Source organism: Kitasatospora sp. NPDC036755 (assembly GCF_040636595.1).
Classification (GTDB): Bacteria; Actinomycetota; Actinomycetes; order Streptomycetales; family Streptomycetaceae; genus Kitasatospora.
This window is the reverse complement of sequence record NZ_JBEZUT010000394.1, coordinates 1-7,323: the sequence shown is the minus strand read 5'-3', so window position 1 is coordinate 7,323 and position 7,323 is coordinate 1. Positions and strand designations below refer to the sequence as shown.

The following is a 7,323-nucleotide window of genomic DNA, read 5'->3' as shown; positions in this document are numbered from 1 at the left end:
TGTCCCCGGTGAAGACGGTCAGGGCGAGGAAGCTGCCGGGCGCCAGCGCGTCCATGAGGCGGCGCACGATGCCCTGGGGGTCCTGCTCGTCCGGCTCCCACCCTCCGGTCCGGTCCCGCCGCCCGGAGGGGGCCCCGGCTCCGGAAGTCCCGCGATGTCCGCCGCCAGTGCGAGCACCGGCACGCCCGACTCCCGGGCCAGCCGGGCGAGGTGAGCGGCGGCCTCGGCGACCGGCAGGCGGAGCCGTTCGGCCAGGATGCCGGTGGCGAGGTCGACGGCGGCCCTGGTCCGCGCCTCGGCGCGTGCCCGGGCGGCGGCGGCCCGGAGGCGGCGGACGGTCTCGGCCAGGGCACGGGCGGTGCGCTCCGCGGCCTCCTGACCGGACGGCTCCGGCCCGGCGGTCACGGCGCACCCCGGTGGGGGGCCATCGCTCGGTCATGCCGGACCGCGGCACCCGGCGGGCGCCCGGCCGCGGCTCCCCCACGCCGAGGTGCGGTCATGAGGCGTCCAGCCAGTCCCGCATCCGCTCCAGCAGCCGGACGGTGTCGACGGGCTTGGTGACGTGGTCGTCGGCGCCGGCCGCCAGGCTGCGGCTCCGGTCGCCGGGCATGGCCTTGGCGGTGACGACGACGACCGGCAGCCGTTCGAAGCGCGCGTCGGCGCGGATCGCCGCGATGGCCGCGTAGCCGTCCAGTCCGGGCATCATGACGTCCATCAGCACCAGGTCGGTCTCCGGGTGGGCGCGCAGCAGGTCGAGCCCGGCGCGGCCGTCGGAGGCGTGCAGGATGTTCAGGCCGTGCCGTTCCAGGGCGGCGGTGAGCGCGAAGACGTTGCGGATGTCGTCGTCCACGATCAGTACGGTCCGTCCGTCGAGCGGTCCCGCCGGGGCCGGGGCCGGGGCCTCCTCGGTGACGGCGGAGCTCCCGCCCCCGAGCGCCCCGGTCACCCGGACCCGCAGCTCGTCCAGCCCGCCGACCCGTTCCACGCCCACGGGCGGCGGCGTGCCCGCGCTCCCGTAGCCGAGCACCGGGGTGCCGCCCGCGGCGAGCTCCCCGAGCAGCGGGGCGAGGTCCACGGCGCCGACGAGGTCCAGCAGGACGCACCGGTAGGGCCCGCCGGTGAGCGCGGCCCGCAGCCCGGCCTCGTCGCCCACCCCGTCGACCCGCACGGCCGCCGCCGTCCCGCTCCCCTCCGCGGTCGAGCCGTCGGCCGGCGTCTCCGGCAACGCCGCCACAACCGCCCGGGCGAGCTGGGTGAGCAGCCCCGGCGGATCGGGCTCCACCACCAGGACCCTCGGTTCGTCCCCGTCGCCCGCCGGCGCCTGTTCGCCCAGCGGCAGGTACAGGGTGAACCGGCTGCCCTGCCCCGCCGCGGAGCGGACGGTGAGGGCGCCGCCGAGCAGCCGGGCGAGTTCCCGGCTGATCGACAGCCCGAGACCGGTGCCGCCGTAGCGCCGCGCGGTGGAGCCGTCGGCCTGCTGGAAGGCACCGAAGATGGTGTCCAGGTGGGCCGGGTCGATGCCGATCCCGGTGTCGTCCACGTGGAAGGCCACGGCGGCGGGCGACCGCCCGAGCCCGGGCGGCAGTTCGTCCCCCTCGACGCGTTCGATGCGCAGCTCGATCCGGCCGGTGTCGGTGAACTTGACGGCGTTGGAGAGCAGGTTGCGCAGCACCTGGCGCAGCCGCGACTGGTCGGTGACGATCCACTCGGGCACGGTGCGGTCGACGGACAGGTCGAAGGCGAGCCCCTTCTGGTCGGCCAGCGGCCGGAAGGCGGACTCCACGTACTCCAGCAGTTCGCGCAGCGTGAAGGGTTCGACGGCGAGGTCCATCTTCCCGGCCTCCACCTTGGAGAGGTCGAGGATGTCGTTGATGAGCTGGAGCAGGTCGGTGCCGGCGGAGTGGATCACGCCGGCGTACTCGACCTGTTTGGGGGTGAGGTTGCCGCCGCTGTTCTCGGCGAGCAGCTGGGCGAGGATGAGCAGGCTGTTGAGCGGGGTGCGCAGTTCGTGGCTCATGTTCGCCAGGAACTCCGACTTGTACATCGAGGTGCGGGTCAACTCTCCTGCCCTGTCCTCCAGTTCCTGGCGGGCCTGCTCGATCTCCAGGTTCTTCGCCTCGATGTCCCGGTTGCGCTGGGCGAGCAGCGCCGCCTTCTCCTCCAACTCGGCGTTGGAGCGGCGCAGTTCTTCCTGGCCGTCCTGCAACTCGTCGGTCCTGGCCTGGAGTTCGGTGGTGAGCCGGCGGGACTCGCCGAGCAGTTCGTCGGTGCGGGCGTTGGCCAGCAGGTTGCCGAGGTTGACTCCGCAGGCCTCGGCGAACTGGGCCAGGAAGTCGCGGTGCGCCTCGGTGAACGGGTGGACGGAGGCGAACTCCATCACGCCGATCAGCCACTCCTCCAGGGCGATCGGCAGGATGACGACCGAGCGGACGTCGGTGCCGCCGGTGCCGGAGGAGACGGTGGCGTACCCGGGCGGCAGGTCGTCCACGGTGACGGTGCGCCGGGTCCGGGCGGCCTGGCCGACCAGGGACTCCCCCGGCCGCAGCCTCCGCCGCTCCCCGGCCGGGCGGCCGTAGGCGCTGGTCAGGGCGAGCTCGGCGCCCTCGGCGCCCTCCTCGGCGAGGAAGAACGCCCCGTACTGGGCACCGACCAGCGGGGTGACCTCGTCGGTGATCATCTCGGCGACGGCCAGGATGTCCCGCCGGCCCTGGATGGCGGCGGAGAAGCGGGCCAGGTTGGTCTTGAGCCAGTCCTGCTCCTGGTTGGCCAGGATGGTCTCGCGCAGCGATCCGACCATCGCGTTGATGTTGTCCTTGAGGTCGGCGACCTCCCCGGAGGCGTCCACGCTGATCGAGCGGGTCAGGTCGCCGGCCGCGACGGCGCTGGTGACCTCGGCGATCGCCCGGACCTGCCGGGTCAGGTTGCCGGCGAGCTCGTTGACGTTCTCGGTGAGCCGCTTCCAGGTGCCGGAGACGCCCTCCACCCGGGCCTGCCCGCCGAGCCGCCCCTCGCTGCCGACCTCCCGGGCCACCCGGGTCACCTCGGCGGCGAACGAGGACAGCTGGTCGACCATCGTGTTGACGGTGGTCTTGAGCTCCAGGATCTCCCCGCGCGCGTCCACGTCGATCTTGCGGGTCAGGTCGCCGTCGGCGACGGCGGTGGTCACCTGGGCGATGTTGCGCACCTGGCTGGTCAGGTTGTGCGCCATGAAGTTGACGTTGTCGGTGAGGTCCTTCCACGTCCCGGCGACGTTGGGCACCCGGGCCTGGCCGCCCAGGATGCCCTCGGTGCCGACCTCGCGGGCCACGCGCGTCACCTCGTCGGCGAAGGCGGACAGGGTGTCCACCATGGTGTTGATGGCGTCGGCGAGGGCCGCCACCTCGCCCTTGGCCTCGACGGTGATCTTCCGGGAGAGGTCGCCGCGCGCGACCGCCGTCGCCACCTCGGACATCGAGCGGACCTGGCCGGTCAGGTTGGAGGCCATCACGTTGACGTTGTCGGTGAGGTCCTTCCACGTCCCGGAGACGCCCCGGACGGTGGCCTGGCCGCCCAGGTTCCCGGCGGTGCCGACCTCCCGGGCCACCCGCGTCACCTCGTCCGCGAACGAGGACAGCTGGTCGACCATCGTGTTGATGGTCTCCTTCAGCTCCAGGATCTCGCCGCGCGCGTCGACCCGGATCTTCTGGGTCAGGTCGCCCTCGGCGACGGCGGTGGTCACCTCGGCGATCGAGCGGACCTGGGCGGTGAGGTTGTCGGCCATGACGTTGACGGACTCGGTGAGCGCCCGCCAGGTGCCGGAGACGTCCCGGACGTCCGCCTGGCCGCCGAGCCGGCCCTCGGTGCCGACCTCCCGGGCCACCCGGGTCACCTCGGCGGCGAACGAGGACAGCTGGTCGACCATCGTGTTGATGGTCGTCTTGAGCTCCAGGATCTCCCCGCGGGCGGCAACCGAGATCTTCTGGGTGAGGTCCCCCTCGGCGACGGCCGTCGCCACCTGGGCGATGTTGCGCACCTGCCAGGTCAGGTTGCCCGCCATCGCGTTCACCGAGTCGGTCAGGTCGCGCCACGTCCCGGCGACGCCCGGCACCTGGGCCTGGCCGCCGAGCCGGCCCTCGGTGCCGACCTCCCGGGCCACCCGGGTCACCTCGTCCGCGAACGAGGACAGGGTGTCCACCATGGTGTTGACGGTGCTCTTGAGCTCCAGGATCTCGCCGCGGGCGTCCACCTCGATCTTCTGGGTGAGGTCGCCGCGCGCCACCGCCGTGGTGACCTGGGCGATGTTGCGCACCTGCCAGGTCAGGTTGCCCGCCATCGCGTTCACCGAGTCCGTCAGCTCCAGCCAGGTCCCGGTCGCCTCCGGCACCTGGGCCTGCCCGCCGAGCCGACCGTCCGTGCCGACCTCGCGGGCCACCCTGGTCACCTCGGAGGTCACCCGGGCCAGCTGGTCCGCCATGCCGTTGAAGACCGCCGCGATCTCCCCCAGCACCCCCGGGCGGTCCGGGGCGAGCCGGGTACGGAAGTCCCCGTCGCGTACGGCCGTCAGCCCGGCGAGCAGCTGCCGCAGCGCCTGCTCGGCCGGATCGGGCGGGCCGGGCGCGGGTGCTCCGGCCACCGGGTGCTCGTCCATCCGTCCACCGTCCGGATCGCTCGCCCGGCCGGGGTGCGCCGTCCGGGCGCCCCGGTCCGAGGGCAGCGGGCCGCCGCCCTGCTCCCACTGTGCCACCGCGGGCCGGGGGTGACACGCGGGGAGGGGGATCCGGGGCCTCAGCCCGGCACGGTGTCGCGGATCGGAAAAGCGTCGGTGGCGCCGGTGAGTTCGAGCATCCGCAGGATCAGCGGCCGGGGCCGGGCCAGCTCGATCCGGCTGCCGTCCACGGCCGCCCGGGCCTTGGCCCGCAGCAGGACGTTGAGCCCGGTGGAGTCGCAGAACTCCAGCCCGGCGCAGTCCACGACGACCACGGTGGCGAGCTCGGCGAGGGACCGGTCGAGGGCGGCCCGCAGGTCGGCGGCCGAGTCGAGGTCCAGCTCGCCCGTCGGCACCAGCACGGTGCCGAGGGCCCACGGCCGGGTCTCGACGGTGAGCCCCTCCACCCGGGCGACGGCCGGGCGCCCCGACTTCGACGGGCGCTGCGTCATGGCTGCGGACTCCTCTCGCCGGACGGGCCCCCACCGGCCGGTGGCCGGCGTCCACATCCCTGCGGCTGTCCGCTGCGGCCCGCCGGAAACCTCCCCGGCCGGCCCGGCGCCCGCCGTCGGGACCGCGTCCGCGGGGCCCGCCCGGCGGTCAGCCCGGCCGCCCCGGCTCCCCGGCCCCGTCCGCGGCGGCCGTCGTCAGCGCCGGCGGGCACGCCACCTCCAGCCAGACCAGCTTCCCGCCGTCCTCGGGCCGGGACCCCCAGGCGGCGGCGAGCCGGTCCACCACCCGCAGCCCGTGCCCGCCCGGCCGGCTCGGGCCGGCGAACGGGCGCAGCCGGGGCGGGACGGGGCTGGCGTCCGCGACCTCCACCCGGAGCCGGGCGCCGTCCCAGGACAGCCGCAGCTCGCGCGGGCCGCCGGGGGCGTGCAGGCAGGCGTTGGTGACCAGCTCGGAGACCATCAGCAGGACGTCCTCGGCAGCGGCCCGCCGGACCTCGTCGGGGGCCGGCAGCCAGTGCCAGGAGACCAGCGCCCGCCGGCTGAACTCCCGGCTGCGCTGGACCGCGGCAGTGCTGCCCCGCAGCCCCAGTCGCCTGGTCTGCTCCCGTTCCGGCGGCCCGCCGTTCCCGGGGCGTTCCACGGCCTGCCTCCTCTCACCTCGGTCCGGGCGGTGCGGCGGGCCCCTCGGGACTCTCGCCGGAGGCCGCCAGCGCCGTACCGAGGTCGGCGTGGACCCGCAGCACGCCGTCGGCCCCGGTGATCGCGAACAGCCGCGCCACCGACGGGACGGGGCCGGCCAGCTCCAGCCGCAGCCCGGCGGCCCGGGCGTCCAGTCGGGCGCGCAGCAGCACGTTCAGGCCGGTCGAGTCGCAGAACCGCAGACCGGCGAGGTCGACCACGATCCGCTCGATGCCGTCCGCGGGCGCCGGGCTCGCGAGCGCGGAGCACAGCAGCTCCGCGCTGTCGTGGTCGAGCTCCCCGGCGACGCTGACGATCCGGTCCGGCCCGCGGTCGGCCACCGTGACGCGCAGACCGTCGGGTTCGGGCTCGCCGGCTCCGTCCCGGCCGGCGGGCTCACGGGGTTGCTCGGCTGACCCTGGCATGGCTGGCTCCCGGTCCGGCGGGGACGGCGGGGCGCCGTCCGGACCATCATCGCGCGTGCCGGGCCGGGCCGCCCGAACGGCCGTACCCGCGAGCACCCCGGGTACGGGCGGGAGCAGCGTTCGTCGGCCGTCCATGCCCCGCGCCTGCCCCGGCTCGGCCGGCGCACACCCTCGGACCGCGAGCTTCCGGGCCGGTCCCGGCTCGCACCCTCCGGGCCGCGCCCCGCATCGCGCCCCGGATCCAGCCCGGACCGGTCGCGGACCGGTCCGGGACGTTAGGGCTTCCCGTGGCGGGGCAGCCGCCCTGGTGGCGGGGGCCGCAGGCCGCCCGCCGGGGTGCGCCGTCCGGACCCGACCGGGGCGCTCGAACGCACGGAGGACAAGGACAGGCCCGTGAGATTCCTCGACCGCAGCACCGCCGGACACCAGCTGGCCCGCCGACTCGCCCCGCTGCTGGGCGGGCGGTCCGGAACCGGGGTGGTGGTCCTCGGGCTCGCACCCGGCGGGCTGCCGGTGGCCGCCGAGGTCGCCGAGGCCCTGGGCGCCCCGCTCGACGCCACCGTGGTCCGCCCGCTGGCCGTACCGGGCCACGACCGGCCGGTCGGTGCGATCGCCGACGGCGACCCGCCGCTGTTCGACCGGTACACCCTGAAGGATCTCGGCGTCACCACGGCCGAGCTGGGCGCGAGCGTCAAGCGCGAACGGGTCGAGGTGCACCGCCGCGAGGCGCTCTACCGCCAGGGCCGCGACCGGCTGCCGCTGCGGGGGCGCACCGCCGTCCTGGTCTCCGACGGCCTGATCGACGCCCTCACCGTCCGGGCGGCCCTCCACGCCCTCGCCGGCGACCGGCCGGAGCGGCTGATCCTCGCGGCCCCGGTCGGCGACGCCCGGATCGCGGCCGACCTGCGCCGGGACGTGGACGCGGTGGTCTGCCTCCACCTGCCCCGCTACGCGCACGCCGCCGGGCCCTGGTACGGCGAGTTCCACGACGTCACCGACCGCGAGGCGGCCGTCCTGCTGCACCGGCGCACCCAGCCCGGTCGGGCCCCGGCCGGGCGCGCGCCGGGCGGCGGACGGCGGGGCT

6 protein-coding genes are annotated in these 7,323 nt (G+C 75.7%); 1 reads left to right on the top strand and 5 read right to left on the bottom strand.

Translation table 11 applies throughout. The annotated features are described in order from the left end of the window. Positions 1 to 18: 18 nt before the first annotated feature. The 5 genes from AB0E96_RS36135 to AB0E96_RS36115 all read right to left on the bottom strand — a co-directional run bounded on the left by AB0E96_RS36135 (position 19) and on the right by AB0E96_RS36115 (position 6,239). Positions 19 to 405 (bottom strand): ANTAR domain-containing protein, encoded by a 387-nt coding sequence (locus AB0E96_RS36135; RefSeq protein WP_359830223.1) that lies wholly within the window; start codon positions 403 to 405, stop codon positions 19 to 21. 91 nt (positions 406 to 496) lie between these two features. Then, on the bottom strand, positions 497 to 4,627 hold the full coding sequence (locus AB0E96_RS36130) for a HAMP domain-containing protein (RefSeq protein ID WP_359830220.1): 4,131 nt from the start codon (positions 4,625 to 4,627) through the stop codon (positions 497 to 499). Between the two features lie 137 nt (positions 4,628 to 4,764). Continuing rightward, a complete protein-coding gene (locus AB0E96_RS36125; protein ID WP_359830218.1) occupies positions 4,765 to 5,136 on the bottom strand; it encodes an STAS domain-containing protein in 372 nt (123 codons plus the stop codon). A gap of 148 nt (positions 5,137 to 5,284) precedes the next feature. Further along, positions 5,285 to 5,776: an ATP-binding protein gene (locus tag AB0E96_RS36120; RefSeq protein WP_359830215.1), complete on the bottom strand. Its 492-nt coding sequence runs from the start codon at positions 5,774 to 5,776 to the stop codon at positions 5,285 to 5,287. A 13-nt stretch (positions 5,777 to 5,789) separates the two neighbouring features. Beyond that, positions 5,790 to 6,239 (bottom strand): STAS domain-containing protein, encoded by a 450-nt coding sequence (locus tag AB0E96_RS36115; protein ID WP_359830214.1) that lies wholly within the window; start codon positions 6,237 to 6,239, stop codon positions 5,790 to 5,792. A 393-nt stretch (positions 6,240 to 6,632) separates the two neighbouring features. On the opposite strand from AB0E96_RS36115, the gene AB0E96_RS36110 reads away from it, so the two are divergent. After that, a partial coding sequence (locus AB0E96_RS36110; protein WP_359830212.1) for a phosphoribosyltransferase occupies positions 6,633 to 7,323 on the top strand: 691 nt, incomplete at its 3' end.

Coding starts and splice junctions, on each gene's coding strand:
- AB0E96_RS36130 (WP_359830220.1), bottom strand. CDS start 4,627: ATGGACGAGCACCCGGTGGCCGGAGCACCCGCGCCCGGCCCGCCCGAT.
- AB0E96_RS36125 (WP_359830218.1), bottom strand. CDS start 5,136: ATGACGCAGCGCCCGTCGAAGTCGGGGCGCCCGGCCGTCGCCCGGGTG.
- AB0E96_RS36115 (WP_359830214.1), bottom strand. CDS start 6,239: ATGCCAGGGTCAGCCGAGCAACCCCGTGAGCCCGCCGGCCGGGACGGA.